The organism is Actinomadura sp. NPDC048955, assembly GCF_040649435.1.
Lineage (GTDB): Bacteria > Actinomycetota > Actinomycetes > Streptosporangiales > Streptosporangiaceae > Spirillospora > Spirillospora luteofluorescens.
Genome location: NZ_JBEZJI010000008.1, coordinates 17,370 through 43,751, shown reverse-complemented (window position 1 = coordinate 43,751; position 26,382 = coordinate 17,370). Strand labels below are relative to the sequence as shown.

Below are 26,382 nucleotides of genomic sequence, written 5' to 3'. Positions count from 1 at the left end.
CACGCGTTCGCGCGCGTGGCCGAGGCCCCTTCGAGACAGGCCCTAGACGCGCTTTCGGGGGAGAAAGCCGAGTTCATTCGGGCCATAGCGGTTTGTTATGTCCTGCTGGCATTACCCGGTTCAGAGCGCGAATGAGACTTTTATCGCGTTCCTCCGGCCTCTCGCGGCCTCCCCGCCCGGACTCTCCCCCGGCACCGGACGGGAATCGCTCCGCTCCCTCGCGAGAGGCGGTACTGCCTCGCCGGGAGAAAAGGCGGAAGTGCATGAGAACGCGTACCCGACCCGCCCGGGCACGCCGGCGGCTCGCCGCCGGACTCGCCGGGGTGGCGGCGGCCACCCTCGCGGCGTCCACCGGCACCGCCTCGGCGCAGGACCTGCCGATCACGCAGCAGGTGCAGCAGCAGGACCAATGGTGCTGGGTCGCCAGCGGCCTGACGATCGCCAAGTTCTTCGGCAAGGGCAACGTCAGCCAGAACGACTTCTGCGCCCTCGGGCGCGGCTACCCGCGCGGCAGCTCCTGCCCCAACCAGGCCGGCTACCTGGAGTACGACCAGCGCGCGTTCCAGGCGCTCGGCGTGTCCCCCGGCCAGGTCAGCGGCCCCCTGTCGTACCAGGCGGTCACGACCGAGATCAACGGCCAGCGGCCGATCCTCACCGGCATCTACTGGACGGCCGGCGGCGGCCACGCGCAGGTCATCTACGGCTACTCCGGCCAGACGGTCTCCTACGGCGACCCGTGGCCCTCCAGCCCCCGGTACGGGGAGATGGCGTACAGCAGCTACGTCAGCAACTACCAGTTCCGCTGGGGCCAGGCCCTGTCCAGGATCGGAGGCTGACATGCGCACGACTGCGAGACTCGCGGCCGGGTCCCTGATCGCGGGGACCGTCCTGATGGGCGGCACCGCGGCGCTGGCCGCCGGACCGTCCTCCGACGAGGCCGCCGCCGCGAAGGCCGCCGCGTCGCCCGCCGCCCGGCAGCGGCTCGGCGCGTTCTTCGTCCACCTCGACCAGCACCAGCGCGGGCAGCTCGTGACCCAGGCCGTGCCGAAGGCCGCCGCGCAGGCGAAGGCCCCGCGCCTGGAAGGGTCCGTCCAGCGGGTCTACTCGCTGAACCCGGCGTTCGTGAAGGGCGACGGCGGCGCACCCGTCGCGACCTTCGCCTACATGGCGGTCGGCGCGGCGTCGGCGAGCGGGCAGCACGCGACGGTATGGCTGACCCGGTCCGGCGCGGGCTGGCAGGTCATGAACGTCATCTCCGGGACGGAGGAGGCGGTCTACCCGGCGCGGGCCCGGGGCGGGACGGTGTTCACCGAGCCGCAGATCCACGCGTGGTACCGGCTGAAGGACGGCCGGGTCACCGCGCTCAACGACACCGCCGCGTCGTCGGTCGGCAGGACCGGCGTCACGGTGGCGGCGTACCGGAGGCTCGTGCGCTCCCGGTACGCCGACAAACTCCCGGGCACCGCCTACCAGCGGTCCGGGAAGCTCGGCGGCTTCTCGCCCGCGACCGGCGTCAGCGATCCGGCGCCGGACAGGGGCCCGGCGCCCGCTCTGCTGGCACTGGGCGCGGGCGGTGCGGTGACCGCCGCGGGCGCCGCACTCGTGCGGCGCCGCCGCCAGGGCAGCTACTAGCCGCCCTCCCTCGGGTTCCGGGAACCGCCCCCCTCCCCGGGACCCGTACCGGCGCCCGTCCCCGCGTCCGCCGCCGGGCCCGCGGGGACGGGCAGCGCCGGGTGCGCCTCGGGATGCTCGTCCCACCAGTCGCCGTAGACGCGCTGGGCCCGGACGAGGTCGAGGTAGACGGCGTCGAAGACGCCGCGCAGCCGGGCCGCCGCCCGCTCGGCCCCGGGTCGCCACATCAGGACGACCCGCTGGCCGAGCGGGTCGCCGGTGATCCGGCGGAACGCGACCCCCTCGCGGGGGGCCGCGGTCGGCTGGTAGATGCCGACGGCGCGCCCGGACCGGATGAGCGAGGCCGAGATCTGCCAGTCCGTCGCCCAGTACCTGACCCGCGGCTGGAACCCGGCCTCGGCGCACACGCCGCGCAGGTAGGCGGGCCAGGGGCCGTCGTCGAGCGGGTCGTCGATCCAGTCGTGGTCGGCGAGATCGGCCAGGTCGACGGTCGCGCCGGTGGCGAGGGGGCTGGAGCAGGACATCCCGACGAGGGCCGGCTCGCACTCGACGAGCACGAACCGCTCCAGGCCGTCGTGCGGCCGCGGCGGATGGTCGACGGGCTCCTGGAACAGCCCGATGTCAAGGGTGCCGGAGCCGAGCAGCGCGGGGATGCGCCCGCCGCCGGGGTCGACGCGCAGGTGCAGCCGCGCCTCCGGGGACAGCGAGCCGAGATGGTCGCTGAGCCGCGTGAGCACCGGGCACGCCTGCACCCCGACCCGCAGCAGCGGCATGGCGGCCGGTTCGCGGAGCCGGTTCGCGAGCGCCGCGTTCAGGTCGTCGATGCTGGCCAGCGCGGCCCGCGCGCGGGTGGCGACCTCGGCGCCGACCGGCGTCGGCGTGACGCCCTCCGGGGAGCGGACGAACAGCTGCACGCCGAGGTGGCCCTCGACCCGGCGCAGCATGGTGCTGACGGCGGGCTGGGTGAGGCCGAGCCGCGCGGCGGCCTTGCTGATGCTGCCGGTCGCGGCGATAGCCTCGATCATCCTGAGGTGGTGGGGGCCGAGGTCCACGGGCGCGCTCCTGACCGTCTGTACGCCCCGTCCGGTGAATTCAGCCGCATCGTAACCCGGTATCGGTCCGGGCAAAGTGGAAATCCGTGCCAGAGCGCCCGGACCACGTCACCGGGCGGCGCCGTGCCGCCGCAGCTCGCGCGGGCTGACGCCGAACCGCTGCCGGAACGCGTGGCTGAGCGCGCTGGCCGAGGAGAACCCGGTGGCGTGCGCGAGGTCGGTGATGGTGACGTGCCGGTCGAGGGGGTTGCGCAGCCGGTCGCGGACGAGCCGGAGCCGCTCCTCGCGGATCAGCTCGCGGGGGGTGGTCCCGGCGCGCTGCAGCGCGAGCTGCACCTGCCGCAGCGACCAGCCGAGGTCCTGCGCCATCGCGGCGCCGGTGAGCCCGGGGTCGGTGGCGTGCTCGCGGACGTAGCGGCGCACGACCGCCTCCACCTCGGCGAGGTGGCCGGGCGCGGGCGGGCGCTCCTGCCCGGCGAGCAGCAGGCACAGCAGCTCGGTGATCCGCTCGCAGGCGGCGTCGAACTGCGGCCCGCTGAGGCTGCGCCGCTCCTCGCCGACGGCCCGCACCATGTCAGCGACGACGCGGCCGAGGCCCGCGGACAGGTCCAGGCCGGTCACCGGGAGGGCGGGGCCGCCCAGCCGGCCGTCCATCTCGCGGGCCGGGATCGTCATGACCAGCGCGCGGGCCGGGCTCGGCTGGACGACCCGGAACGGCGCCGCGGGCGCGATGAGGCCGCCGGTGCCGGGGCGCAGCCGCGCCTCGCGGCCGTCCTGCACCATGAGCATCTCGCCGTGCAGCGGGAGCAGGAACCGGTAGCCGCGGTCGCGGCGCGCCTGCCCGGGGGTGCGGACGAACTCCGCCCGGTCCGACAGGTACAGCACGAGCCGGTACTCGGCGCCGCGCGGTCCGGACGGCCCGCCGAGCACGTCGTCCAACGCAGGCCCCTCCGCCCCCCGCCCTAGATCACTTGCGGGCGAGCGTAGTAGATCACCGTCCGACGAATCAGCCGGATCCATCGGAAAGTAACGTGATTCAGACGGTGGGTGATCTTGCGATGCGCCCGGCGGCAACTTCTCTGCGCGCGGGCACAAGCGCGCTCCCGCTCACCCGTCCTACGGTGCCGAAACTGCGGCGTATCCACGCCGTCCCCACCAGCCATGAGGCGGTCCGCCGGGTGTCGCCGACACCGGCCCGGCCCACCTCGCCCGAAGACCCCTGCACCGAGGATCTGATGGAGCCATTCCTCTTGGCGGCGGCGCTCGTCGTCGTGGCGGGCGCCGGCATCGCGGCCGCCGCCCTCCTGGCACGCCAGCGGCGGGAGACGGCCGACCTCCGCGCGCAGAACGCCGTCCTGGCCCGCGGGCTCGACCTGCGCGAGAGAGAGCTGCGGCACCTCGCGGACGTCCGGCTGCCCGAGCTCATGGAGTCCCTGCACAACCCCGGCGTGCGCGTCACCGGCCCGCTGCACGACCTGGACCGCGAGGCGCCCGCCTTCGGGCAGGCGATGCGTACCGTCACCGAGCTGTTCGCGGGATCCGCCGCGCGCGTCCGGGAACGGGCCGACCTGTCGGCCAAGTCGACGCTGCGCGCGATGATGCGCGCCGTGCAGAGCCTCGCCAACGAGCAGCAGCTCGCCATCTCCGACATGCAGGAGCGCCATGACGACCCGGACGTGCTGGAGGGCCTGCTCCGCGTCGACCACATGAACGCCCAGCTCGGACGGCGCGCCCAGGCCACCGCCGTGCTGTGCGGGTCGTGGCCGGGCCAGCAGCGCTCGGCGTCGTCGATGAGCGACGTGGTGCGCGGCGCGACCTCCCGCATCCGCGACTACCTGCGGGTCAACATGCAGGGGCCGGTGAACGCCGCGGTGACCAGCCGGGCCGTGGAACCGATCGTGCTGACCCTGGCCGAGCTGCTGGACAACGCGGCACGGCACTCGCGCCCCGACACCACCGTCGAGGTCAACTTCCAGTCCACGCACAACGGCGTCGCCATCATGATCGACGATGCCGGGGTCGCGATGGACGCCGAGGAGCTCCAGCGCGCCGCCGACCTGCTGTCCGGCGACGCCTCCGTCGACATCCACCGGCTCGGCGACCCGCCCCGCGTCGGGTTCGCGGTGGCAGGCGTCCTCGCCGCGCGGTACGGCTTCCGGGTGTCGGTCGACACCCGCTCCCCCTACGGCGGCGTGCGCGCCGTCGTGTTCGTACCGTCCACGCTGCTCACCGACGTGCCGGGCGAGCGTGCGCCCGAACCGTCCGCCGCGTCCGGCCCGGTCGCGGAGAGCCCCGCGCCCGCCGCCCCGACCGACCTCCCCGCCACCCCGGGCGGCCTTCCGAAACGCACCCGCGTCGCGGTCGCCGAACGTCCCACCGGGGAACACGAGCCGCCCGCCGAGCCGGACGCGGGGGCGCAGCCGCCGCCGCTCAGGCCGGCCCGGGAGACCGCCGCGGGCCTCGGCGCCTGGCAGCGCGGGACGCGGTCCGGCCGCGCCGCGACGCCGTCCGACGGCGAGGGCCCCGGTATCGAGAGCAAGGACCTGCGGCCATGAACGAGGGATGGAACGGCGCGATGGACGACGGTACGAACCGGCTCGGCTGGATGCTGGACGACGCGCTGCGGATGCCGGAGACCCGCTACGCGATCCTGCTGTCGGCCGACGGGCTGCTCATGGCGCACTCCGAGCGCATCAACGTGGACGAGGCGGAACGGCAGGCCGCGGGCATGGCGGGCCTGCAGTCGCTCGCCCGCAGCACCGCCGAGTTCTGCGGGGACGCCGGCACGACCTGGCGGCAGACCGTGAACGAGTTCGACGACGGGTACGTCTTCCTCGTCGCCGCCGGCCCCGGCGCCTACCTGGCGGTGTCGGCGACGCAGCACGTCGACATGGAGACCGTGTCGTTCCGGCTCCAGGAGCTCGTGCAGCGGCTGGGCAAGGAGTTGACCACCCCGCCGCGGCCGGGCGCGGGCCGTCCCGCATGACCCCGCGCCGCAGCAGGAGGGCGCTGGTCCGCCCGCACGTCGTCACCGGCGGGCGGGCCCACCCCACCCGCAACGTGTTCGACCTCGTCACCCTGGTGACCGCGACCGGCGACCTGCCGCGCACCGGCCTGTCCCCGGAGAAGCTCCGCATCGTCGAACTGTGCCGCGGCGGCGCGCTGTCGGTCGTCGAGATCTCCGGTCACCTGAGCCTGCCCGTCGGGCTCACCAAGGTGCTGCTGTCCGACCTCGTCGACAGCGGCCACCTCGCCACCCGGGCCGCCGCGCCCGCCGCCCAGCAGTCCAAGGCCCGGCTCCTACAGGAGGTGCTCGATGGACTCCGCGCTCGCCTCTGACACCCCCTACCTGCGCGAGAGCGTCCGGACCGCCGTCAAGATCCTCATCGTGGGGCACTTCGCGGTCGGCAAGACCACCTACGTCGGGACGCTCTCGGAGATCCGCCCGCTGCGCACCGAGGAGCGGATGACGCAGGCCGGGGCGTCCGTGGACGACCTCGCCGGCATCAAGGACAAGACGACCACGACCGTCGCGATGGACTTCGGCCGCCTCACCCTCAGCGACGACCTCGTGCTGTACCTGTTCGGGGCGCCAGGGCAGCAGCGCTTCACCCGGTTGTGGGACGACCTCGCGCGCGGCGCCCTCGGCGCGCTGATCCTGGTCGACACCGCGCGCCTCCAGGAGTCGTTCGCCGTCATGGACATCGTGGAGAAGCAGGGCCTGCCGTACGCGGTCGCCGTCAACCACTTCGAGGGCGCGCCGCGGTTCCCCGAGGCGGAGGTGCGCGAGGCCCTCGACCTCGCGGCGTCGACCCCGCTCGTCAGCTGCGACGCCCGCGACCGCGTCTCCTCCACCGAGGCGCTCATCTCGCTCGTCGACCACCTCCTCACCCTGGACGGGGAGCAGCCATGACCATCGACCGCACGGCGCCCGAGCGCATCCCGCTGTACGGCCCGGAGTTCGCCAAGGACCCGCAGGCCGCCTACGCGCGGATGCGCGAGCACGGCGACCTCGCGCCCGTCGAGCTGGCGCCCGGCGTGCCGGCGACGCTCGTCCTCGGCTACGACGCCGCGCTGGAGATCCTGCGCGACCCGGCCACGTTCCCGCGCTGCAGCGAGGTGTGGGAGGAGGAGGTCGGCCCAGAGTGCCCGGTGCTGCCGATGATGATGTCGCGGCCCAACGCCCTGTTCACCAACGGGACCGTGCACGCCCGCCTGCGGTCGGTCATCGTCGACAGCCTGGACCGGGTCGATCCGGTGTCGCTGCGCGAGTACGTCGAGCGCGGCGCCGACACCCTCATCGACCGGTTCTCCGGCGACGGCAAGGCCGACCTCATCGGCCAGTACGCGCGCATGGTGCCGCTGCTGGTGTTCAACGAGCTCCTCGGCTGCCCGCCCGAGATCGGCGACAAGCTCCTGCGCGGCATGAACGCGATCTTCGACACCGTCTCCGCCGAGGAGGGCAACGCGCTGCTCGGGGAGGCGGCCGGCGAGCTGGTCGCGAGCAAGCGCGCCGATCCGGGCGCGGACGTGACGTCCTGGATGCTGAGCCACCCCGCCGGGCTCGACGACCTGGAGACGATCCACCAGGTCATCCTGCTGATGGGGGCCGGGACCCAGCCGGAGCTGAACCTCATCGCCAACGGCATCCTGCTGCTGCTGTCCGACGACCGTTTCGGCGGCGACCTGTCCGGGGGCGCCCTGCCCGTCGAGGACGCGCTCGACGAGATCCTCTGGACCGACCCCCCGATGGCCAACTACGGGACGACCTTCCCCCGCCAGGACATCGACTTCCACGGGTACCGGCTGCCCGCGCACCAGCCCGTCCTGCTCAGCTACGCCGCCGCGAACACCGACCCGTCCCGGGGGATCGCCGACCGCCGGGGCAACCGCGCCCACCTGTCCTACGCGGGCGGCCCGCACACCTGCCCGGCGAGGAGCCACTCCCGGCTCATCGCGTCCGTCGCGATCGAGAAGCTCCTCGACCGGATCCCCGACGTGGAGCTGGCCGTCCCCGCGGAGCACCTGGAGTGGCGGCCGGGCCCGTTCCACCGGGCCCTGACCGCCCTCCCGGTCACCTTCCCTCCGGACCAGGTCCTTCCGTAGCGGCGCGCAGCGCGCCGACGACGGCGGCGAGCTGCGTGACCAGACCGGCCACGCCGGTCTGGTCGACGCCGTTGACGGTGACGGTGCGCAGCTCGTCCGGCTTGGGCAGCTTCGCCATGATCTCCGGCAGCGCCGCGATGAGCCGCGCCTGGACGGCCGCGGGCGTCCGCTCGTTCTCCAGCGCGGCGCGGGCGGCGTCCCGCTCCAGGTCGAGCAGCGCCTGCTCGTGCCGCGACCGGGCCCGCAGTCCGGCGACGGCGGTCTCGCCCTCGGCGCGCAGCCGGGCCAGCTCGTGGTCGCGCTCGATGCGCAGCCGCCCCGTCTCGGCCTCCTCCTCGTGCCGCTCGCGCTCCATCCGCAGCGCGTGCCGCGTCGTCTCGGTCTGGAGCTCGGCGAACTCGCGGGAGTCGTCGTGCTCGCGCCGGGTGCGGCGCAGCTTCTCGGCCGCCTCGGTGTCGAACAGCTGCGACTCGTTGCGGGCGCGCAGCTCGGCGAGCTCGCGCTCGTGCTCCAGCCGCTGCGTCTCCTTGATCCGCGCGGCGGCCATCTCCCGCTGCGCGACGGCCTCCTCGGCCTCCAGCTCCGCCAGCCGCGCGATCTGCCCCTGCTCGGCGCGGTAGGGCTTCTGCAGGTTCTCCCAGAGCCGCGACGAGCTGACCACGGCCTCCTTGATCTGCACCGTGACGATCCGCAGGCCGAGCCCCTGGTCGCTGTTGTCCTCGCCCTCGGCGACCGCGCGCAGCCGGGCCGTCAGCTCCTCGATGATCGGCTGCTTGTCGCTGAGGACGTCGCGCACCCCCATCGTGGCGACCTTGTCCTTGATCGCCGCCTCGGCCTGCTCGCGGAGCTGGAGGTTCACCAGCCGCATCGGGTCGTCGCCGCCGAAGTCGAGCTTGCGGTAGGCGGTGCCGAAGTCCTGGATGATCCACTGCACGTAGCCCTGGACGAGCACGCCCTGCAGCTCCCGGCAGATGCAGTACGCGTTGATCAGGATCGTCTGCGTCGCGCCCGGCACCACGAGGAAGGAGTCGGTGGACGGGTTGAACCGGAACGACACCCCGAGGCCGATGTGCAGCGGCTCTTCGCGGCCGCGCCGGGTGTGCACGACGAACGCGTTCGGCGGGACGAGCACGTTCTTCCACCGCCAGAACCCGCTGACCCGGACGTCCACGGGCCCCGGGCCGGGACGGTCGGCGGGCGCCGTGCCGCCGAGCGCGCGGTCGCGCTTGGCCAGCGGTCCCGGCGCCGGGGCCGCGCCGACCGCGCCGGGGGGCGGCGGTGGGCGGCGCTTGGCCTTCAGGTCGTCCTCCAGCACCGCCTGCTGCGCGACGACTTTGTCCAGATAACTGTTGCCCTGGTCTGAGGCGCTCATCTCGCTCCCCCGGAATTCGGTGTGGCCGACACATTAATGAACCTTTTGCTTGGATGTGTGCGTATTTGCGGTCGTGGTGACACGCGAGACGACGGCAATGCGCGAACAGGAACGGCGGGAAGCGGCCCGGACGGACCTTCCGATGCTCGCGATCGGAGCCGGGGCGATCGCGCTGGTCGTCCTCGCGCTCGTCGTGCGGGCCGGCGGCGCGTTCAGCGAGACCGCGGCGCCGGGGCTCTCCCAGGCCGGGGCACTGACCAAGGCCGGCCTGGTGACGGCGCGGCTGGGCGGCGACGTCGCCGCCGTCCTGACGGTCGGATGGCTGCTGGTCGCGGCCGTCTTCGTGCCCGGCGCGCCCGCCGCGCGCAGGTGCCTGCGCGCCGCGTCGCTCACCGCCACGGCCTGGGCGGCGTGCACGCTGGCGCTGATCGTGTGCACCGTCCTGGACCTGTTCGGGGTCGGCCCCACCAAGGTCACCGGCGACATGATGCGGACGTTCCTCGTCGAGCTGCCGCAAGGGCGGGCCCTGTTCCTCGTCCTCGCCGCCACGATCGCCGTGTCGGTCGCGTCGAGCCACCCGCGCGCCGCCGGCGGGGCCGGGTACCTGCTGGCGGGCGCGCTCGCGGGCATGCTGCCGCCGCTCTTCACCGGGCACGCCGCGAGCGGCGCGAACCACGCCCTCGCCGTCTACAGCCTCGTCGCCCACATCGCGGGCGTCGCGCTGTGGACCGGCGGCCTCGTCGCCCTGGTCACCCTCGCCCCCGCCGTCGGCGACCGGCTCCCCCGCGTCGCCGAACGCTACAGCGCGCTGGCGCTGGCGTCGTTCGCCGTCGTCGGCGCCAGCGGCGCGGTGAACGCCTGGGTGCGGCTCGGCGGCCCGCACCTCGGGTCGCGCTACGGCGCGCTGGTCGTCGCGAAGGCCGCCGCGCTCGCCGTCCTCGGCGCGATCGGCTGGTGGCACCGGCGCGCCACCCTCCCCGCCCTGCGCGGCGGCGGCGCGCGGCCCTTCCTGCGGCTCGGCGCCGTCGAGATCCTCGTGATGGCCGCGACCATGGCGCTGGCGACCGGACTGTCCCGCACGCCGCCGCCGGAGGTCGCGCCGGGCACGCTGGACGTCGTCGCGCTGCGGCTCGGCTTCCCGCTGCCCGGCCCCGCCGGGGCCGGCCCGCTCCTGCTCGACTGGTGGATCGACCCGCTGTTCCTCGTGCTCATCGCCGCCGGCGCCGTCCTCTACGGGACGGGCGTCGCGCGCGTGCGCGACTGGCCGTGGCGGCGGAGCGCGTCATGGGCCACCGGGCTCCTCGTCGTGCTCCTCGCCACCTGCGGCGGGATCTCCCGGTACAGCATGGTCCTGTTCAGCGCGCACGCCGCTCAGCACGTCCTGGCCGGCCTGGTGGCGCCGGCCCTGCTGCTGTACGGGGCGCCCCTCCGGCTGGCGCTGGAGGCGACGCGCGGCGAGGGCAGGGCGTTGCTCGCCGCCGCCGCCGGGAGCCGGGGACTCCGTGTGCTCACGGACCCCGTCACCGCGTCGGCGCTGCTGCTGCTCAGCCTCTACGCGTTCCCCAGGTCGCCGCTGCTCGGGGCGTCCCTCGGCAACCACGCCCTGCACTCGCTCGCGCTGGTCGTCTTCCTGGTCGTCGGGCTCGCCTACTTCCACGGGACGGCCGGGACGCTGATGCCGTTCGCGCTCCTGCCGCTCCACGCCATCGCCGGGATCGCCCTGACACGGGACGGGACCGTCCACGGCGGCTGGTACGAGCACCTCGGCCGCCGCTGGGGCGCGCCACCGCTGGACGACCAGCACCTCGGCGCCCTGCTGCTCTGGACGGCGGCCGCCGCCGTCACCCTCGCCGCCGCGGCGGCCCACGGCCTCTACTGGCGGGGCCCCCGGTCCACGACCCGGCTGAGCGCCTCCACCACCGTCGGGTCGTACTCGGAGGCCGAGTCCAGCCGCAGCCGCTCCAGCACGGCGGCGCCCCGGTCGCGGTCGGCGGAGTCGCCGACCAGGTCGTCGTAGGCGTTGGCGACCTTGATGATGCGGCCGGCGAGCGGCGGCGGGATCGGCCGCTGCCCGTCGTCGCCGGACGGCTCGCGTCCCGTCCGGTAGGGGTGCGAGGACAGCTGCACGATGTGCGCGACCCGGTCCAGCACCCCGGTCTGCTTGATCACCTCGGCGCCGAGCTCGGCGATGCGGCGCTGCTCGGCCGGGGACGCCAGCACCGTCGCGCCGCCCGGGATCGGGTCGCCGAGCGACAACTGCCCGATGTCGTGCATGAGGGCGGCGTACTCCAGTTCGAGCAGCTCCTCCTCCGACATCCCGAGCTCGCGCCCCATCGCCACCGCCAGCCTCGACACCCGGTGCGAGTGGCCCGCCTCCACGTACCCGCCGACCTCGGTGACGCGCGACAGCGCCCGGACGGTCTGCAGGTAGGTGGCGCGGATCCCGGCGTAGCGGCGGAACGCGAACTGCGTCACCAGGATCGGCACCGTGAAGATCAGCAGCGCGGCCTCGCCCATCGCCGTCGTGGCGACCGCGATGAGCATGGCGGTCGCGCTGGTCGCGGCGCACAGCGCCATCTTCGCGTCGACCTCGTCGCGCAGCGCGATGCCGAACCGCGCCCGCACGGCCTCCGCGCGGATCATCGCGGCGATCAGCATGTCGGTGAAGCAGGACAGCACCACCACGAAGCACATGACGGCCAGCAGCAGCTGCCAGGGCAGGTGCAGGGACAGCAGCGGGCGGAAGCACAGCGCGACGACCGCGACGGTGAACAGCCGCCGCGCCATCGCGTCGGGCCGCGCCGACCGGCCGACCGCGATGTGCGGCAGCGAGCCGACCAGCATCCCGGCCGCGGTGACCGCGACGACCTGGAGCGCGGAGTGCCCGGCGGCCACCACGCCGAGCGGCGCGTCCGGCGCGGCGCCCTCCGGGCCGACGCCGACCAGCAGCGCGTACCCCATCGCGCCGGCGCTGGCGATCGGCGCGACCTCCCGGTTGCCCGGCATCACCATGCGGAACAGCTCGCCCAGCGCGATCAGCACGCCGAAGATGACCGCCACGTCGGGCTGGCGCAGCCCGACCGCCGCGACCTCGGCGATCGCGACGATCACGAACAGCCCTGCGGTCGCGATCAGCAGCAGCTGGCCGGAGTCGATGGTCTGCCACGCGGCCCGGTCGCGGGCGCGCGCCTGCCCGCTCATAGGTGCCCCGTCACTGGCGCACCCCGTCGCCGCCGGCGACGCGCAGCGGCGCGCTCGGGTCGTCGTGGTCCTGCTGGGTGGTCTCGACGACGTCGTCGTCGGGCAGCACGACCGGCCGCGGCGGCTCCCAGCCCTCCCGCTCCAGCGCCCGCAGGAACGCCTCCACCATCGCGGGGTCGAAGTGGTCGCCCATCCCGCGGCGCAGCTCCTCGACGGCCTCGTCCTTGGTGCGGGCGGCCCGGTAGGAGCGGGTCGAGGTCATCGAGTCGAACGCGTCGGCGACGGAGATGACCCGGGCGAACTCGGGGATCTCGTCGCCCGCGAGGCCCATCGGGTAGCCGCGGCCGTTCATCTTCTCGTGGTGGTGCATGATGCCGGCGAGCGCCTCGTCCAGGAAGCCGATCTCGCGGACGATCTCCAGCCCGCGCATCGGGTGCAGCTGGATCGCGGCGAACTCCTCCTCGGTGAGCGAGCCGGACTTCTGCAGCACCTTGGTCGGGACGCCGAGCTTGCCGACGTCGTGCAGCATCCCCGCGTACCGGATGGCCTCGACCCGGTCCGCGCGCATCCCGATCTCCTGGGCGATCATCACCGAGCCGCGGGAGACGCGCTCGGAGTGGCCGCGGGTGTAGAAGTCCTTGGTCTCGACCGCCTGGCACAGCGCGGCGAGCGTCGCGGCGTGCGCCTGCTGCTGCGCGTACGCCTGGTCCATGGCCCAGCGGGCGATGAACAGCGGGAGCAGGACGAGCACGGCCGCGAACGGCCCGACCCGCGGCCACAGCCCGGCGATCAGCAGGCCGACCATGCCGTAGCCGACGCAGCCGACGGCGAGCTGGCCGCTCTCGCGCAGCAGCTCGCGCGGCGCGGCCTGCCGGCTGAGCAGCAGCACCCCGGCCATCAGCGCCAGGTTCACCAGGACGAAGGCGACCAGCGCGCCGAGGAACGGCCCGATGACGTTCTCGACCCAGCGGGCCTTCTCGGGGTGGAAGCGGTCACCGCCCAGGAGGTTGAACACCGTCCCGGCCATGAAGCCGCTGAGCGCGAACTGCGCGCCGTTGAAGAGCCGCTTGACCGGAGCGAGGATCCGCTGACCGGTGACCAGGGCGCACAGGCCGAGCAGCGCGGCGCCGACCGGGCCGAGCAGCACCACCGACGCCAGGCTGGCGGCGAAGCTCAGCGACACCCTGGCCCGCGTGATGTTCAGCCGCGCGGGCGCCGAGTCGCAGACCAGGAACAGCAGCGCCAGGACGGCGAGCTTCGACCAGTCGAGATCCGTGAAGGACGACGTCGCGATGAGGCCCGCCGCGAGCGCGACCACACCGCAGACGTACGCCCAGGCAGCGAGAGGTAGTCCACGCATTGCCGCCCCTCGGGGAGTGACGAGTTGGCAGGCCGCCACCGGGCTCACATGTGCCTGCCGGCACTAGACCCAGGACACGCCCTTGGTCATCATCAGCGACGACGACGACGGGACGCTCGGGCGCCGCCCGTGTCCATGCGGTGTCACGCGCTTGAGCATGGCTCCTTGCCTCCCCCCAGCCGAACCGGGCCGGCCGGCCTCGCGGCCGGCCACCGGGACCGGTGCGGTCCAGGTCTCCCGGGCGAGCACGTACCCCGAATTCCTCGGAGTGCACGCGCTCCGTCACTGATTTCGGCATAAGCCTAACGCGGACTGACCAGGTCACACAGGCGTGCAGGAAAACGTGAGCAAAGCGTGAACCAATCGTCACCTTAGGTGATCAATTGTCCTGGTTGAAAATCCAATCATCGCCACGCTATCCGGCCTGCACAAACCGGGTGCACAAACCGCCTGCACAATCTGAATGCACGTGCATCCGCAAATGCATCAGCGAAATTGAATAAAGGTCGGCGAACGCGGCCCCGAAGCTTTAGGGAGAGTGGACCAATCAGGTGCGGGGCGTGTTCCGTTCCCGCGCCCAGGCGACCGTCTCCGCGAGCCCTTCGGGCAGGCTCACCGCCGGCTTCCAGCCGAGCGCCTCCCCGGTACGCCGCGGGTCGACCGCCATCGCCGGCAGGTCGCCCAGCCGGGGCGGCGCGAACTCCGGGTCGTCCGGCGCGCCCGCCGCCTCGGCGACCAGGGCGTGCAGCTCCCGGTCGGTCGTCTGCAGGCCGGTGCCCACGTTGAGGCGCAGCCCGCCGCCCGCCTCCCCCGCGGCGCGGGCGAACGCGTCGACCACGTCCCCCACGTAGACGTAGTCGCGGGTCTGGGTGCCGTCGCCGAAGACCCTGGTCGGACGGCCCGCGAGGAGCGCGTCCGTGAAGATCGAGACGACCCCCGCCTCGCCCTCCGGCGTCTGCCGCGGCCCGTAGACGTTCGCGAGCGTCAGCGTCGTGAAGTCGATCCCGTGCAGCTGCCGGTACATCCCGGCGTACACCTCGCCGGCGACCTTCGAGGCCGCGTACGGGGACGCGGGCCGCAGCTCGGCGTCCGGCGGGACGGGCAGCGCGTCCGGCACCCCGTACACGGCGCAGCTGGAGGTGAACACGACCTTGCGGGCGCCCCCCGCACGCGCGGCCTCCAGCACGTTCGCCGTCCCGACCACGTTGGTGCGGGCGTCGCCCAGCGGGTCGCCCACGCTGACCCGCACGCTCACCTGCGCGGCCAGATGGAAGACCACCTCGGGGCGGCGGGCCGCGGCCCGCTCGGCGAGCGCCGGGTCGGCGACGTCCATCTCCCACAGCTCGACCCCGGAACGGACGTTCGCGCCGGAGGACATGTCGTCGACGCCGACGACCTCGTGGCCGTCCGCGAGGAGCCTGTCGACGAGATGGGATCCGATGAATCCGGCCGCGCCGGTGACGAGTGTCAGCACACCGGAAAGATACCGGGGGTCAGACGTTCTCCGGCTTGCCGGCGCCCCCGGACGTCTGGATCTCGCCGCAGATCTCCTCGATGCGGCCGAGCACCTTGGCGCGCAGGTCGGTCGGGGCCTGCTCGCACCCGCACGACTTGTTCACGAGCTTCTTGACGGCCTCTTCGAGGCCGTACTCGCGCAGGCACGGGCCGCACTCGTCGAGGTGCTGGCGCACCTCGCCGCAGCCGCCCTGGTCGAGCTCGCCGTCGAGGTAGGTGTACACGCGGGCGAGCACCTCGTCGCAGGGCGTGTCATGGTGGTTGCCGCAGCTCATGTCGACCCCCTGCTCGCGCGGGTGAGCCCGCGCTCGTCGGCGTAGTCCTCAAGCATGCCGCGCAACTGGCGCCGGCCGCGGTGCAACCGGGACATCACCGTGCCGATGGGCGTGCCCATGATCTCGGCGATCTCCTTGTAGGCGAACCCCTCGACGTCGGCGAGGTAGACGGCGATGCGGAACTCCTCGGGGAGCTCCTGCAGCGCCCGCTTGACGTCGGAGTCGGGCAGGTGCTCCAGCGCCTCGGCCTCCGCCGACTTCAGACCGCTCGACGTGTGCGACTCCGCACGCGCGATCTGCCAGTCCTCGATGTCGTCGGTGGCCGCCTGCTGCGGCTGGCGCTGCCGCTTGCGGTAGGAGTTGATGAACGTGTTGGTCAGGATCCGGTAGAGCCAGGCCTTGAGGTTCGTCCCCTCCTTGAACTGGTGGAAGGACGCGAACGCCTTGGCGAACGTCTCCTGGACGAGGTCCTCGGCGTCGGCCGGGTTGCGCGTCATGCGCAGCGCGGCCGAATACAACTGGTCCAAGAACGGGAGCACGTCGCGCTGGAAGCGCTCCTGGCGCTGCTCCACGGTCTCCGCGGTGCCCGGTACCTGACCCACCCCCTCGGCTCTGGCGCCCGTGGCCTGGACCGGCCTGGCGGCGCCGTACCCCTCAGACGATATCGACCCCTCAGACGATATCGGTCCGCGCGGCCTGCCCACGAGGGCGGGTGCCCGCGCGTCGCCGCGGGGCGCCGCCGTACTTCGCTGCTGATCGGCGACGGCTGTGGTCATCCGGCTCGCACCTCCGCTTTCGCTGGCCTGTGAGAGGGTGCAACACCGGAACGCCCCCGCCGATTCCCGGGCGGGAGCGGGCGCGCCGCAACCGGGTCGCCGGGTCCCGTCCCTCACTCAGGGTGATGACCTGCCCCGGACGGGGAAAGATGTGACGTACACGGCTAGAACAGGAGCAATTGGTGCACTCGGTGCCTTCGGCGCGACCTTCCGAGCCCACCATCGCCAGCCTGCGGGACACCTCCGGAGACGGGTCAGGGGACTCCCTGGCGCGCTACTGGACCTTCTACGAGGCGGTGGCGGACGCCCAGCTCACCCGGTGGCTGCCGCGCAGGCCGTCCCGCGTGCTCGACATCTCGGGAGGCCACGGACACAGCGCCGCCCGGGCCGCCGCGGCGGGCCACACGGTGCTGGAGGTGCGCGACCCCGAACGCCCCGGCCGCCCGGCGCCGGGACGCCGCGCCGAGCCGGGCCGGACCGCCGCGCGCACCGTCCCGCTGGTCGCCGACTCGGGCACCCTGTCCTACCTCGCCGACGCCTGCGTGGACGCCGTGATCGCCGAGAACCGCGTGCTGTCGCGGCACCTCGCCACCGAGGCCACCGTCACCGAGATCGCCCGCGTGCTGCGCCCCGGCGGCCGGGTCCTGCTGTGCGTCGACTCGCTCACCCTCGGCATGGCCCTGCTGGCCGAGCGCAACTACTGGGCGCACCTGTCGGACGTCCCGAGCGCCGAGGTCGTCCTCGTGCCCTGGCCGGACGGGACGATCACCCGCTCGTTCTCCTCCCACCAGCTCCGCGAACTGCTCGCCGACGCAGGCCTGGAGGTCGAGTGGATCCGGCCGCGCACGGTGCTGTCCCCCTCGACGGTCGAGCACGTCCTCGGCGAGTCCCCGCGGGCGCTGCAGCGCCTCGTCCGCACGGAGATGGGCGCCCGCCAGACCGACGAGTCGCTCGGCATCCACCTGCTGGCCAGCGCCCGGCGGCGCTAGGGCCTCGCGCCGCAGGGCCGTCCGCGGCCGAATTGTCGCGGCGAAGAGCCGCTCCGGTGAAGGGCCCCCGTCAGAAGAGCCCGTCGGAATGGTTGCCGTCACCATCCCCGGAATTTGCCGGTTCTATGAGTTCCGGGCCGTTGTTGCGCACACTGTTGACGGCCTTCGACACCGGATAGGCGTCCATTGTCCCGGCCATGGCGGGAACGAGGAGGCCGCGCACCTGCTCGGTGTCGGTGAGCGTGGGGTCGAGCCAGGCGTCCCACCGTTCCGGCTCGACGACCATCGGCATCCGGTCGTGGATGCGGCCGAGATCGTCCGGCGCGTTCGTGGTGATGACGGTGCAGGTCCAGACCCACTCGTCCTCGGGCGACTTCCACAGCTCGTAAAGACCCGCCATCGCCATGACGGCGCCGTCCTTGGGACGGATGAAGTACGGCTGCTTCTGAGGCTTCCGCTTCGCCTTTTTCTCCCCCTCGGCCGGGTCGGCCCCGTCGCCCTGGTCCTGGAGCGTGTACCACTCGAAGTAGCCGTCGGCGGGAAGCAGGCAGCGCCGCCTGGCGAACGCGCGGCGGTAGGACGGCTTCTCGTGCACCGTCTCGACCCGCGCGTTGATCATGCGGGAGCCGATGGACAGGTCCTTGGCCCAGGACGGCACGAGGCCCCACCGCACCGTCCGCAACTGCCGCACCGCGGGCGCCTCGTCGGGCTCGTCCTTCGGCCGCCGGTCGAGCACGACCGGGACCTGTTTCGTAGGGGCGACGTTGTAGTCGGCCTGGATGTCCCCGTCGACCGCGTCGAGCTGCACCTGGAACTCGTCCAGCAGCTCCTGGCGCGCACGGGTGGTGGCGTAGCGTCCGCACATGCGTCCCATCCTGCCGCGCTTGAGGCGCGGCGCGCTGGGCATGTAGCGGGTCATGCGACCCTTCACGACCCTGGCCCGCCCGTTCGTGGCGGCGCCGTACATCATGACCGGCCTGGAGGCCCTCCGCGATCCGCGCGAACGCGCCGAGCGGGTGGGCCCGGCCGTCAAGCCCGTCGCCGACCGGATCGACTGGCTGCCGAAGGACCCCGAGACCCTCGTCCGCATGCAGGGCGCGCTCAGCCTCGGCACCGGGGCGCTGCTGCTGACCGGCAGGTTCCGGCGGCTCACGACGCTGGTGCTCGCCGCCCAGCTCGTCCCCGCGCTGGCGACCGAGCACCGCTACTGGACCGAGAGCGACCCCGAGCGCCGCGCCAACGAGCGCTCCCACCTGCTGAAGAACGCCGGCATGTTCGGCGCGCTGCTCATGGTGGCGACCGAGCCCCGCCGCGCGCCGCGCACCGCCGAACTGCGCCGCGCCGTGCGCGAGACGCAGATCAGGAGCGGCGCGGAGGCGAAGGCGATGCGCCGCGAGGCCGCCGCGACGCTGCGCGAGGCGCGCCGGGAGGCGTCCCGCCAGGTGCGCGTCGCCCGGGCCGAGGGCGGGCGCAAGGCCGCCAAGGCGAGCAGGCGCGCCACGACCGCCAAGTCCGGCGGCATGTTCCGGATGGGCAAGGCGAGCGGCAAGGCGAGCGGCGCGCTCACGACCGCCGGGATGGCGGGCGGCGCGCTCAAGGCCGGCAAGGCGGGCGGTAAGGCAGGAGGCAAGGCGGCCCGCAAGGCGGGCGGCGCGCTCAAGAGCGCCGGCGCGGGCGGCGCCCTCGTCGCCGGCAAGGCCGCCGAGAAGGCCACCAAGGCGGGCAAGGCCAGAGGCAGGGCGAGCGGCAGGGCCGGCGGCGCGCTCAAGGGCGCCCTGGCGGCGGGAAGCGCGTTCAAGCTCGGCCGCGCGTCCAAGCCGGGCAAGGCCGCGCGGGCGGGCCAGGCCGTCAAGGCCGGGACCGCGACGCAGGCGGCGAAGGCCGCCAAGGCCGGACGGACGGTCAAGGCGGGAACCGCGGCGCAGGCCGGCAAGGCCCTGCACGCGGTCAAACGCTGACTTCCCGAAGAGAACCTTAAAAGAGTCTCAAGAGCGTTGAACCGGGGGCCGGGGCGGTCCCGTACTGCCAGATGACCGCCCTTCCATCACGACGGAGACGCCCCGGCCATGGCAGTTCCCGGATCGACCGGCCGCCCCGGCGGCGGCCTGCGGAGCCTGCTCCGCCGCCCCGGCGCGGCGCGGGCCGCGCAGGACGCGGCCGACGAGGATATGGCGGCCGAGCTGTACCGCGAGTACCATCGGCCGCTCCTCGCGTTCGTCCTGCGGCTGACGGGCGGCGACCGCCCGTGGGCCGAGGACGTGGTGCAGGAGACCATGATCCGGGCATGGCGCAGCGCGGACCGGCTCGACGACCGGACGTCCTCGCTGATGCCGTGGCTGGCCACGGTCTCCCGGCGTATCGTGATCGACAACCGGCGGCAGCGCGAGGTCAGGCCGCCGGAGGTCGGCGACGGGCCCCTGGAGAACCTCCCGATGGCGGACGAGATGGACGCGCTGCTGCGCAAGGTCGTGGTGACCGAGGCGCTGGAGTCGCTCTCCCCCGCGCACCGTCAGGCACTGACGGAGACGGTGCTGCGCGACCGGACGGTGAACCAGGCCGCCGAACACCTCGGCATCCCGGTGGGGACGGTCAAGTCCCGCGTCTACTACGCGTTGCGCGCCTTGCGGGTCGCCTTGGAGGAGAGGGGGGTCACGTCATGAGTTCCCAGGTCGAGCACACCGATGTCGGCGCGTACGCGCTGGGCCTTCTCGAAGAGGGCGACCGGCTGGCGTTCGAGGCGCATCTGCGGGGATGCGGGGCCTGCCAGGCCGAGCTTAGGGAGCTGTCCGGTGCGGCCGGCGCCCTGTCCGGGCTGTCGCCCGCGGCCGGGCCGGTTCCGGACGGGGCCGGATGGGAGGGCGGCGGCGATCCGTCCGCGCCCCCGGCGCCGGTGATCGACATGATGCGGCGCAGGAGGCATGCCGACCGGCGGTTCCGGCGCGGCGCGTACCTGGCCGGCACGGCCGCCGCGGCCGCGGCGCTGGCCGCGGGCATCGGCATCGGGACGGCAGTGAACGGCGAGGCCCCGCCGCCGAAGCCGCCCGTGGCGCAGCCCCTCACCGGCCAGCGGTTCCACGCCGCGAACGCGAGCACCGGCGCGTCCGGCACGGTCGCGCTGGTCGACAAGGGCTGGGGCACGCAGGTCGGGCTGGAGCTGCGCGGGATCCGCGGGCCGCTGAAGTGCCACCTGGAGGCCGTCTCGCGGACCGGCGAGCGCAGCGTCGTCGCGGGGTGGAGCGTCCCCGACAAGGGGTACGGCGTCCCGGGCCAGCCCAAGCCCCTCGTCATGCAGGGCGGGACCGGGCTCAGCCGCCAGCAGATCGGCCACTTCGAGGTCCGCCTCGACGACGGCGGAACGCTCCTGACGATTCCCCTCTGATCCCCTCTGATCCCCCTCTGATCTCGGGGGGCCTCCCGATCGTCCCGCTCCCTCCGCCGGCGGCCCGATAACCTTGGGGCATGTCCTCTCCGCACTGGTCCGCCCCGGTCGCCCCTGCCCCGGTGGACGCCACCGTGCCGCTGCCCGGCTCGAAGTCGATGACCAACCGGGCGCTGATCCTGGCCGCGCTCGCGGAGGCGCCCACCTGCATCACCCGGCCCCTGCACAGCCGCGACACCGAGCTGATGGCCGGCGCCCTCCGCGCGCTCGGCGCCGGCATCGGGGAGGACGGCGACGACTGGCAGGTGCTGCCGCAGCGCCTGGAGGGCCCGGCGCGCGTCGACGTCGGGCTGGCCGGGACCGTGATGCGGTTCCTGCCGCCGGTCGCCGCCCTGGCGTCCGGCGAGGTGTTCGTCGACGGCGACCCGCGCGCCCGCGAGCGGCCGATGGGCCCCATCATCACGGCGCTGCGCGCCCTCGGCGCCGACATCGACGACGGAGGGCGTGACGCGCTCCCCTTCACCGTCCGGGGCTCGGGCTCGGTGGCCGGGGGCGGGGTGGTGATCGACGCGTCGGCGTCGTCCCAGCTGGTGTCGGGGCTGCTGCTGGCCGCGCCGCGGTTCGACAAGGGCGTGGAGGTCAGGCACGAGGGGCCGCCGGTGCCGTCGGCGCCGCACCTGGCGATGACCGTCCAGATGCTGCGCGCGGCCGGCGCCGAGGTCGAGGCGCGGCACGACGTCTGGCGGGTGGCGCCCGGCCCGCTGCGCGGCGGCGAGGTGGTGATCGAGCCGGACCTGTCGAACGCGGCGCAGTTCCTCGGCGCGGCGCTGGTCACCGGGGGCCGCGTCACCGTCCCCGACTGGCCGGCCGAGACGACCCAGCCCGGCGACGCGCTGCGCGGGCTGCTCGCCGCGATGGGCGCCGAGGTGACCCGCGGGCCGGACGGGCTGACCGTGCGCGGCGGGGACGGGTTCGACGGCCTGGCCGCCGACCTGCACGAGGTCGGGGAGCTGACGCCGGTGCTCGCGGCCCTCGCCGCGCTGGCGGGCTCGCCGTCCCGGCTGACGGGCATCGCGCACCTGCGCGGCCACGAGACCGACCGGCTCGCCGCGCTGGTCGCCGAGATCAACGGGCTGGGCGGCGACGTCCGGGAGCTGCCCGACGGGCTGGAGATCCGGCCGCGGCCGCTGCGCGGCGGCGTCTTCCGCACCTACGACGACCACCGGATGGTGATGGCGGCGGCCCTGCTCGGATTGGCCGTTCCCGGCATCGAAGTGGAGAATCCGGGCACCGTCGGCAAGACTCTTCCGAACTTCACCCGGCAGTGGGCGTCGATGCTGGCGCCCGCCTGACAGCAGGGACCGGACCACTGGCACGCAAACACGACTACGACGAGGACGACGTCCGGGTGCGGCCCGGGCGCCGCGGGTCGCGGCCGCGCACGCGCCGCCGTCCCGCGCACGAGGACGCCTCGCCCGGGCTCGTGACGGCGGTGGACCGCGGCCGGTACCGGTGCCTGGCCGACCCCGGCACCGCCGACGAGCGCGCCGTCACCGCGATGCGGGCCCGCGAGCTCGGCCGCAAGGGCGTCGTCGTGGGCGACCGCGTCGCGCTGGTCGGGGACGTCACCGGCGCGCAGGACACCCTGGCCCGGATCGTCCGGGTCGAGCCGCGCACCTCGGCGCTGCGCCGCACCGCCGACGACACCGACCCGTTCGAGCGGATCATCGTCGCGAACGCCGACAACCTCGTCATCGTGACGGCGCTGGCCGATCCCGAGCCGCGCCCCCGCATGATCGACCGGCAGCTCGTCGCCGCCTACGACGCCGGCATGGCCCCCCTGCTCTGCCTCACCAAGGCCGACCTCGCCCCGCCCGACGCCCTGGTGGCCGAGTACGCGCCGCTCGGCGTCCCCTACGTCGTGACCGAGCGCGGCGGCGACCTCGGCGAGCTGCGCGCCCGCCTCACCGGCCGCACGAGCGTGCTCGTCGGCCACTCCGGCGTCGGCAAGTCGACGCTGGTGAACGCCCTGGTCCCGGACGCCGAACGCGCGGTGAGCCACGTCAACGCCGTTACCGGCCGGGGCCGGCACACCTCCTCCTCGGCGCTCGCGCTGGAGCTGCCCGGCGGGGACGGCTGGATCATCGACACCCCGGGCGTGCGCAGCTTCGGCCTCGCGCACGTCGACGTCGAGAACGTGCTCGGCGCGTTCGACGACCTCGCCGAGGGCGCCGCGGAGCGCTGCCCGCCCCGCTGCGACCACCTCCAGGACGACTGCGGCCTGGACTCCTGGGTCGAGGAGGGCCACGCCAGCCGGGCGCGCCTGGACTCCCTGCGCCGCCTCCTCGCCAGCCGCGAGGGCGAGCCCGAATAGTCCGCTACGCCGCGGATCCCGCCCCTCGAAGGGGCAGCAGGCGCGACAATGAGCCGCATGGAGCGGCGAGCGATGCTGAAGGCGGCGGCCCTGGGCGGGCTCGGCGGGCTCGGCGGGCTCGGCGTCGCCGGGTGCTCCGATGAGGGGCCGCCCGCGCGGAGGCGTCCGCCCGCGCCGCCGAAGCCGACCGGGCCCGCCGACTGGAACGCCCTGGAACGCGGCCTCGACGGGAAGCTGGTCCGCCCGTCCGACGCGTCCTACGGCGAGGCGAGGCGCCTCTACATCCCGCGCTACGACCGTGTCCGCCCGGCCGGCATCGCCTACTGCGAGACCCCTCAGGACGTCGCGGAATGCGTGGCGTTCGCGACGGTGAAGCAGATGCCGGTGGCGGTGCGGTGCGGCGGGCACAGCTACGCGGGCTGGTCGACGGGCACGGGCCTCGTGATCGACGTCTCCCCCATGGACGCCGTGAGGCGCGACGGCGACCGCGCGGCCGTCGGGGCCGGGACCAGGCTGATCGATCTCTACGACGAGCTCGGCGACGGCGGGGTGAGCGTCCCGTCCGGGAGCTGCCCCACGGTCGGCGTCGCGGGGCTGACGCTCGGCGGCGGGCTGGGCGTGACGTCCCGCGCGTACGGGCTGTCGTGCGACGTCCTGGAGTCGGTCGACGTCGTCACGGCGGACGGGCGGGTCCTGACCTGCGACGCGCGGCGGAACCCGGACCTGTTCTGGGCGTGCAGGGGCGGGGGCGGCGGCAACTTCGGCGTCGCGGTGGCGTTCACGTTCCGGACGCACGAGGTCGGGGACGTGACGCCGTTCAGCATGCGCTGGCCCTGGCGGAAGGCGGCCGACGCGGTGCGCGGCTGGCAGCGCTGGGCACCGGCGGCGCCCGGCGAGGTCTGGACGAGCCTGCACCTGGACACCAACCCCGATCAGGGCGTCCCGGACATCGAGGTGACGGGTCTCGCGCTCGCCGGAGCCGGCGGCCACATGGAGCGCCTGACGGCCGCGATCGGCACGGATCCCGCCTCCACCACCGCCCAGAGCCGCCCCTACATGGACGCGATGAAGTTCATGGGCGGCTGCGCCGGGCAGTCCGTCGAGCAGTGCCACGGGCAGGGCGGCCTGCCCGGGCAGCGCCCCGGCGGCGCCTTCCCCCGCACCGAGTACTCGGGGAAGTCCCACATCGCCTACCGGCCGCTGCCCGACGACGCGATCGGCGCCCTGCTCGACCGGTTCGAGAAGGGCAACGGCGTCCGGAACCGGTCGGTGCTGATGGACGCGATGGGCGCCGCGATCGCGCGCGTCGGTCCGGGCGACACCGCCTTCCCGCACCGCAAGGGGCTTTTCTGCGTCCAGTACCTCGCGCCCGATGACGCCTGGCTCTCCGCGACGCACACCGCGATGGAGCCCCACCTGGGCGGCGCCGCCTACGTGAACTACGTCGACGCGGACCTGCACGACTGGGCGCACGCCTACTACGGCCCCAACCTGGACCGGCTCAGGAAGGTGAAGGCCGCCCACGACCCCGGGCGCCTGTTCCGCTTCCCGCAGGCGGTCTAGCCGAGCGACCCCTCGAACAGGCTGCGCGCCTTGGCCTCGGCCTCGTTCAGCGCCTGGACGTGCCGGGGCGCCAGCTCCTCGACGCACCGGGTCATCTCCTCGGTGACCTGGCTGAACGCGGCCTCCTCCGCACCCCGCAGCGCCGCCCGGACGGTCGCGGCCCGGGAGCCGAGCGCGGACCACTCCAGCTCCAGGCGCGCGACGGCCTCGTCGAACGCCCTCGACGTCTGCGCTCCGGCGTCCTTCAGCTCGTCCGGGACCGGCCCCCGGCCCGCCTTGCGCGCGTGGCCGGACAGGGCCGAGATCCGGCTGGCGAGCGTCAGGCCCTCGCGGGCCAGCGGGAGCACATCGTGGATCAGGTCGGTGACCGCCTTGGCCAGCTCCTCCACCCGGGTGAGCAGCAGCTGCGTCGCCTCCTCCAGGGCCTTGGAGGAGCGCTCGGCGACGCGCTCGGCGACGTCCTGCTGCTGGCGGGACAGCGCCGGGACGACGTCGCGGTCGAGCCTGCGCCGCATCTCCCGGCCCCGCGCGCCGTTCCCGGCGGGGCCCGCGCGGTCCGTCCAATCGGTCCAGACCCGCTCGATGCGCTCCTCCCCGGACGCGGCGATCTCCGCGGTGATCTCCTCCAGGGCCTCGCCGACGCGGGCCTTGAGGCGTTCCACCCGCCCGTAGAGCGCCTCGCGCTTGAACGGGTCGTTGAGCTCGTTGAGCTGCGCCTGCAATCGACGGGAGACGTCGATGGCGTGTTCGGCCAGGGGGACGAGGCGGTCGGCGAGCTCGTCGAGCGTCTGCGCCCGGCGTGGATCGGTCAGCTCGGCCACCCACTCGGGGAGATCGTGCGCCATGGCCCCCATGCTGCCACCACCCGCGCCGGGAAGCGGGACATCGCGCCCGGCGCGCCGATCCCGGCCGTCCGAACGCCGGAACGGCCCGGGTACGTGTGTCGGGACGGGCGGTGATCAGGGTAGCGTGGCTCGCCGTGGCGGGCTATTCCGATGACCTGCGTCTCGCGCATGTGCTGGCGGACGGGGCCGACGACATCACGACCAAGCGCTTCCGCGCGCTCGATCTCGACGTCGAGACCAAGCCGGACCTGACGCCGGTCAGCGACGCCGACCGCAGCGTGGAGGAGCAGATCCGCGGCACGCTCAAGCGGGCCCGCCCGCGCGACGCCGTGCTCGGCGAGGAGTACGGCAGGACCGGGTACGGCAACCGCTGCTGGATCATCGACCCGATCGACGCGACGAAGAACTTCGTGCGCGGCGTCCCGGTGTGGGCCACGCTGATCGCGCTGATGGAGAACGACGAGATCGTCGTCGGGGTGGTGTCGGCGCCCGCGCTGAACCGCCGCTGGTGGGCGGCCCGCGGCGGCGGCGCCTGGACGGGCCGCAGCCTCACCCGCGCGACCCGGATGAGCGTCTCGTCGGTGGGCGATCTCTCGGACGCGTCCCTGTCGTTCTCCAGCCTGAGCGGCTGGGAGGAGCAGGACCGGCTGCCCCGCTTCCTCGAACTGACCCGCTCGGTGTGGCGGACGCGGGCGTTCGGCGACTTCTGGTCGCACATGATGGTCGCCGAGGGCGCGGTCGACATCTCCACCGAGCCCGAGGTGTCCCTGTGGGACCTCGCCGCCCTCCAGGTCATCGTGGAGGAGGCGGGCGGCATGTTCACCGACCTTTCGGGCGTGCCCGGCCCGGACGGCGGCAGCGTCGTGTGCACCAACGGCAAGCTGCACGCGGAGGTCCTCCGCACCCTCGGCGGTGGCCAGCTGTCCCTGCGCATCTGACCGGA

At 74.0% G+C, this 26,382-nt stretch carries 25 protein-coding genes and 1 pseudogene; 16 read left to right on the top strand and 10 right to left on the bottom strand.

The features are described 5' to 3' along the window. The first annotated feature begins 263 nt into the window (after positions 1-263). Together AB0C84_RS10795 and AB0C84_RS10790 are read left to right on the top strand one after the other, a co-directional pair. Positions 264-836: a papain-like cysteine protease family protein gene (locus AB0C84_RS10795; protein WP_361063846.1), complete on the top strand. Its 573-nt coding sequence runs from the start codon at positions 264-266 to the stop codon at positions 834-836. 1 nt (position 837) lies between these two features. Then, positions 838-1,632 carry a hypothetical protein gene (locus AB0C84_RS10790; protein WP_361063843.1) on the top strand — a complete coding sequence of 265 codons (795 nt, stop codon included), beginning with the start codon at positions 838-840 and terminating at the stop codon, positions 1,630-1,632. Here the strand turns inward: AB0C84_RS10790 and AB0C84_RS10785 are convergent. Both AB0C84_RS10785 and AB0C84_RS10780 read right to left on the bottom strand, forming a co-directional pair. Then, a complete protein-coding gene (locus AB0C84_RS10785) occupies positions 1,629-2,657 on the bottom strand; it encodes a LysR family transcriptional regulator (RefSeq protein ID WP_361063840.1) in 1,029 nt (342 codons plus the stop codon). The two genes, AB0C84_RS10790 and AB0C84_RS10785, sit on opposite strands and share 4 nt — an antisense overlap. A gap of 135 nt (positions 2,658-2,792) precedes the next feature. Next, on the bottom strand, positions 2,793-3,614 hold the full coding sequence (locus AB0C84_RS10780) for a helix-turn-helix domain-containing protein (RefSeq protein WP_258941538.1): 822 nt from the start codon (positions 3,612-3,614) through the stop codon (positions 2,793-2,795). A gap of 305 nt (positions 3,615-3,919) precedes the next feature. Between AB0C84_RS10780 and AB0C84_RS10775 the strand changes: the two genes are divergently transcribed. From AB0C84_RS10775 to AB0C84_RS10755, 5 genes are read left to right on the top strand one after another with little or no spacing between them, the layout of a single operon-like run. Further along, the gene (locus AB0C84_RS10775; protein ID WP_361063837.1) at positions 3,920-5,239 is read left to right on the top strand and encodes an ATP-binding protein; all 1,320 of its coding nucleotides are present in this window, start codon (positions 3,920-3,922) and stop codon (positions 5,237-5,239) included. Next, positions 5,236-5,670 (top strand): roadblock/LC7 domain-containing protein, encoded by a 435-nt coding sequence (locus AB0C84_RS10770; RefSeq protein WP_246395877.1) that lies wholly within the window; start codon positions 5,236-5,238, stop codon positions 5,668-5,670. Before AB0C84_RS10775 ends, AB0C84_RS10770 begins: the two co-directional genes overlap by 4 nt. Then, the gene (locus tag AB0C84_RS10765; protein ID WP_179843620.1) at positions 5,667-6,023 is read left to right on the top strand and encodes a DUF742 domain-containing protein; all 357 of its coding nucleotides are present in this window, start codon (positions 5,667-5,669) and stop codon (positions 6,021-6,023) included. Before AB0C84_RS10770 ends, AB0C84_RS10765 begins: the two co-directional genes overlap by 4 nt. Continuing rightward, complete coding sequence (locus AB0C84_RS10760; RefSeq protein ID WP_179843621.1) at positions 6,001-6,597, top strand: ATP/GTP-binding protein; 597 nt, start codon at positions 6,001-6,003, stop codon at positions 6,595-6,597. Before AB0C84_RS10765 ends, AB0C84_RS10760 begins: the two co-directional genes overlap by 23 nt. Then, entirely contained in the window at positions 6,594-7,790 is a 1,197-nt protein-coding gene (locus tag AB0C84_RS10755; RefSeq protein WP_361063832.1) for a cytochrome P450, read from the top strand. The genes AB0C84_RS10760 and AB0C84_RS10755 overlap by 4 nt, the downstream gene beginning before the upstream one ends. Here AB0C84_RS10755 and AB0C84_RS10750 read toward each other — a convergent pair. Beyond that, positions 7,759-9,162, bottom strand: coding sequence for an SPFH domain-containing protein (locus AB0C84_RS10750; RefSeq protein WP_361063829.1), 1,404 nt, complete (start codon positions 9,160-9,162; stop codon positions 7,759-7,761). The two genes, AB0C84_RS10755 and AB0C84_RS10750, sit on opposite strands and share 32 nt — an antisense overlap. Before the next feature lie 97 nt (positions 9,163-9,259). Between AB0C84_RS10750 and AB0C84_RS10745 the strand changes: the two are divergent. After that, positions 9,260-10,984 (top strand): annotated as a pseudogene (locus AB0C84_RS10745) (cytochrome c oxidase assembly protein); the annotation flags it as partial. Between the two features lie 50 nt (positions 10,985-11,034). On the opposite strand, the gene AB0C84_RS10740 reads toward AB0C84_RS10745, so the two are convergent. The 5 genes from AB0C84_RS10740 to AB0C84_RS10720 form a co-directional block, all read right to left on the bottom strand. Further along, positions 11,035-12,363, bottom strand: a complete 1,329-nt coding sequence (locus AB0C84_RS10740; protein ID WP_361063826.1) for an HD domain-containing phosphohydrolase — start codon at positions 12,361-12,363, stop codon at positions 11,035-11,037. Positions 12,364-12,373: 10 nt separating this feature from the next. After that, the gene (locus AB0C84_RS10735; RefSeq protein ID WP_361063823.1) at positions 12,374-13,723 is read right to left on the bottom strand and encodes an HD-GYP domain-containing protein; all 1,350 of its coding nucleotides are present in this window, start codon (positions 13,721-13,723) and stop codon (positions 12,374-12,376) included. 547 nt (positions 13,724-14,270) lie between these two features. Next, positions 14,271-15,197, bottom strand: a complete 927-nt coding sequence (locus tag AB0C84_RS10730; protein ID WP_258941470.1) for an NAD-dependent epimerase/dehydratase family protein — start codon at positions 15,195-15,197, stop codon at positions 14,271-14,273. A gap of 19 nt (positions 15,198-15,216) precedes the next feature. Next, on the bottom strand, positions 15,217-15,513 hold the full coding sequence (rsrA, locus tag AB0C84_RS10725; RefSeq protein ID WP_179843627.1) for a mycothiol system anti-sigma-R factor: 297 nt from the start codon (positions 15,511-15,513) through the stop codon (positions 15,217-15,219). Then, complete coding sequence (locus tag AB0C84_RS10720) at positions 15,510-16,115, bottom strand: sigma-70 family RNA polymerase sigma factor (RefSeq protein WP_173395830.1); 606 nt, start codon at positions 16,113-16,115, stop codon at positions 15,510-15,512. Before AB0C84_RS10720 ends, rsrA begins: the two co-directional genes overlap by 4 nt. 356 nt (positions 16,116-16,471) lie before the next feature. Here AB0C84_RS10720 and AB0C84_RS10715 point away from each other — a divergent pair, with 356 nt between their 5' ends. Beyond that, the gene (locus tag AB0C84_RS10715) at positions 16,472-17,278 is read left to right on the top strand and encodes a methyltransferase domain-containing protein (RefSeq protein ID WP_308206501.1); all 807 of its coding nucleotides are present in this window, start codon (positions 16,472-16,474) and stop codon (positions 17,276-17,278) included. Positions 17,279-17,348: 70 nt separating this feature from the next. Here the strand turns inward: AB0C84_RS10715 and AB0C84_RS10710 are convergent, their stop codons facing one another. Then, positions 17,349-18,197 carry an SOS response-associated peptidase gene (locus AB0C84_RS10710; protein WP_361063817.1) on the bottom strand — a complete coding sequence of 283 codons (849 nt, stop codon included), beginning with the start codon at positions 18,195-18,197 and terminating at the stop codon, positions 17,349-17,351. Here AB0C84_RS10710 and AB0C84_RS10705 point away from each other — a divergent pair. The 6 genes from AB0C84_RS10705 to AB0C84_RS10680 all read left to right on the top strand — a co-directional run bounded on the left by AB0C84_RS10705 (position 18,196) and on the right by AB0C84_RS10680 (position 24,594). Next, positions 18,196-19,236: a DoxX family membrane protein gene (locus AB0C84_RS10705; protein WP_361063814.1), complete on the top strand. Its 1,041-nt coding sequence runs from the start codon at positions 18,196-18,198 to the stop codon at positions 19,234-19,236. The two genes, AB0C84_RS10710 and AB0C84_RS10705, sit on opposite strands and share 2 nt — an antisense overlap. A gap of 210 nt (positions 19,237-19,446) precedes the next feature. Next, positions 19,447-19,938 carry a sigma-70 family RNA polymerase sigma factor gene (locus tag AB0C84_RS10700; RefSeq protein WP_218826252.1) on the top strand — a complete coding sequence of 164 codons (492 nt, stop codon included), beginning with the start codon at positions 19,447-19,449 and terminating at the stop codon, positions 19,936-19,938. Then, positions 19,935-20,657, top strand: a complete 723-nt coding sequence (locus tag AB0C84_RS10695) for a zf-HC2 domain-containing protein (protein WP_361063811.1) — start codon at positions 19,935-19,937, stop codon at positions 20,655-20,657. The genes AB0C84_RS10700 and AB0C84_RS10695 overlap by 4 nt, the downstream gene beginning before the upstream one ends. An 80-nt stretch (positions 20,658-20,737) precedes the next feature. Beyond that, a complete protein-coding gene (aroA, locus tag AB0C84_RS10690; RefSeq protein ID WP_361063808.1) occupies positions 20,738-22,009 on the top strand; it encodes a 3-phosphoshikimate 1-carboxyvinyltransferase in 1,272 nt (423 codons plus the stop codon). Between the two features lie 17 nt (positions 22,010-22,026). Further along, the gene (rsgA, locus tag AB0C84_RS10685; RefSeq protein WP_361064274.1) at positions 22,027-23,031 is read left to right on the top strand and encodes a ribosome small subunit-dependent GTPase A; all 1,005 of its coding nucleotides are present in this window, start codon (positions 22,027-22,029) and stop codon (positions 23,029-23,031) included. A 57-nt stretch (positions 23,032-23,088) separates the two neighbouring features. After that, on the top strand, positions 23,089-24,594 hold the full coding sequence (locus AB0C84_RS10680) for an FAD-binding oxidoreductase (RefSeq protein WP_361063805.1): 1,506 nt from the start codon (positions 23,089-23,091) through the stop codon (positions 24,592-24,594). Here AB0C84_RS10680 and AB0C84_RS10675 read toward each other — a convergent pair. Further along, positions 24,591-25,439 carry a hypothetical protein gene (locus AB0C84_RS10675; RefSeq protein WP_361063802.1) on the bottom strand — a complete coding sequence of 283 codons (849 nt, stop codon included), beginning with the start codon at positions 25,437-25,439 and terminating at the stop codon, positions 24,591-24,593. The two genes, AB0C84_RS10680 and AB0C84_RS10675, sit on opposite strands and share 4 nt — an antisense overlap. 134 nt (positions 25,440-25,573) lie before the next feature. On the opposite strand from AB0C84_RS10675, the gene hisN reads away from it, so the two are divergent. Continuing rightward, positions 25,574-26,377 (top strand): histidinol-phosphatase, encoded by an 804-nt coding sequence (gene hisN, locus AB0C84_RS10670; RefSeq protein ID WP_258941463.1) that lies wholly within the window; start codon positions 25,574-25,576, stop codon positions 26,375-26,377. The last annotated feature ends 5 nt before the right edge of the window (positions 26,378-26,382 follow it).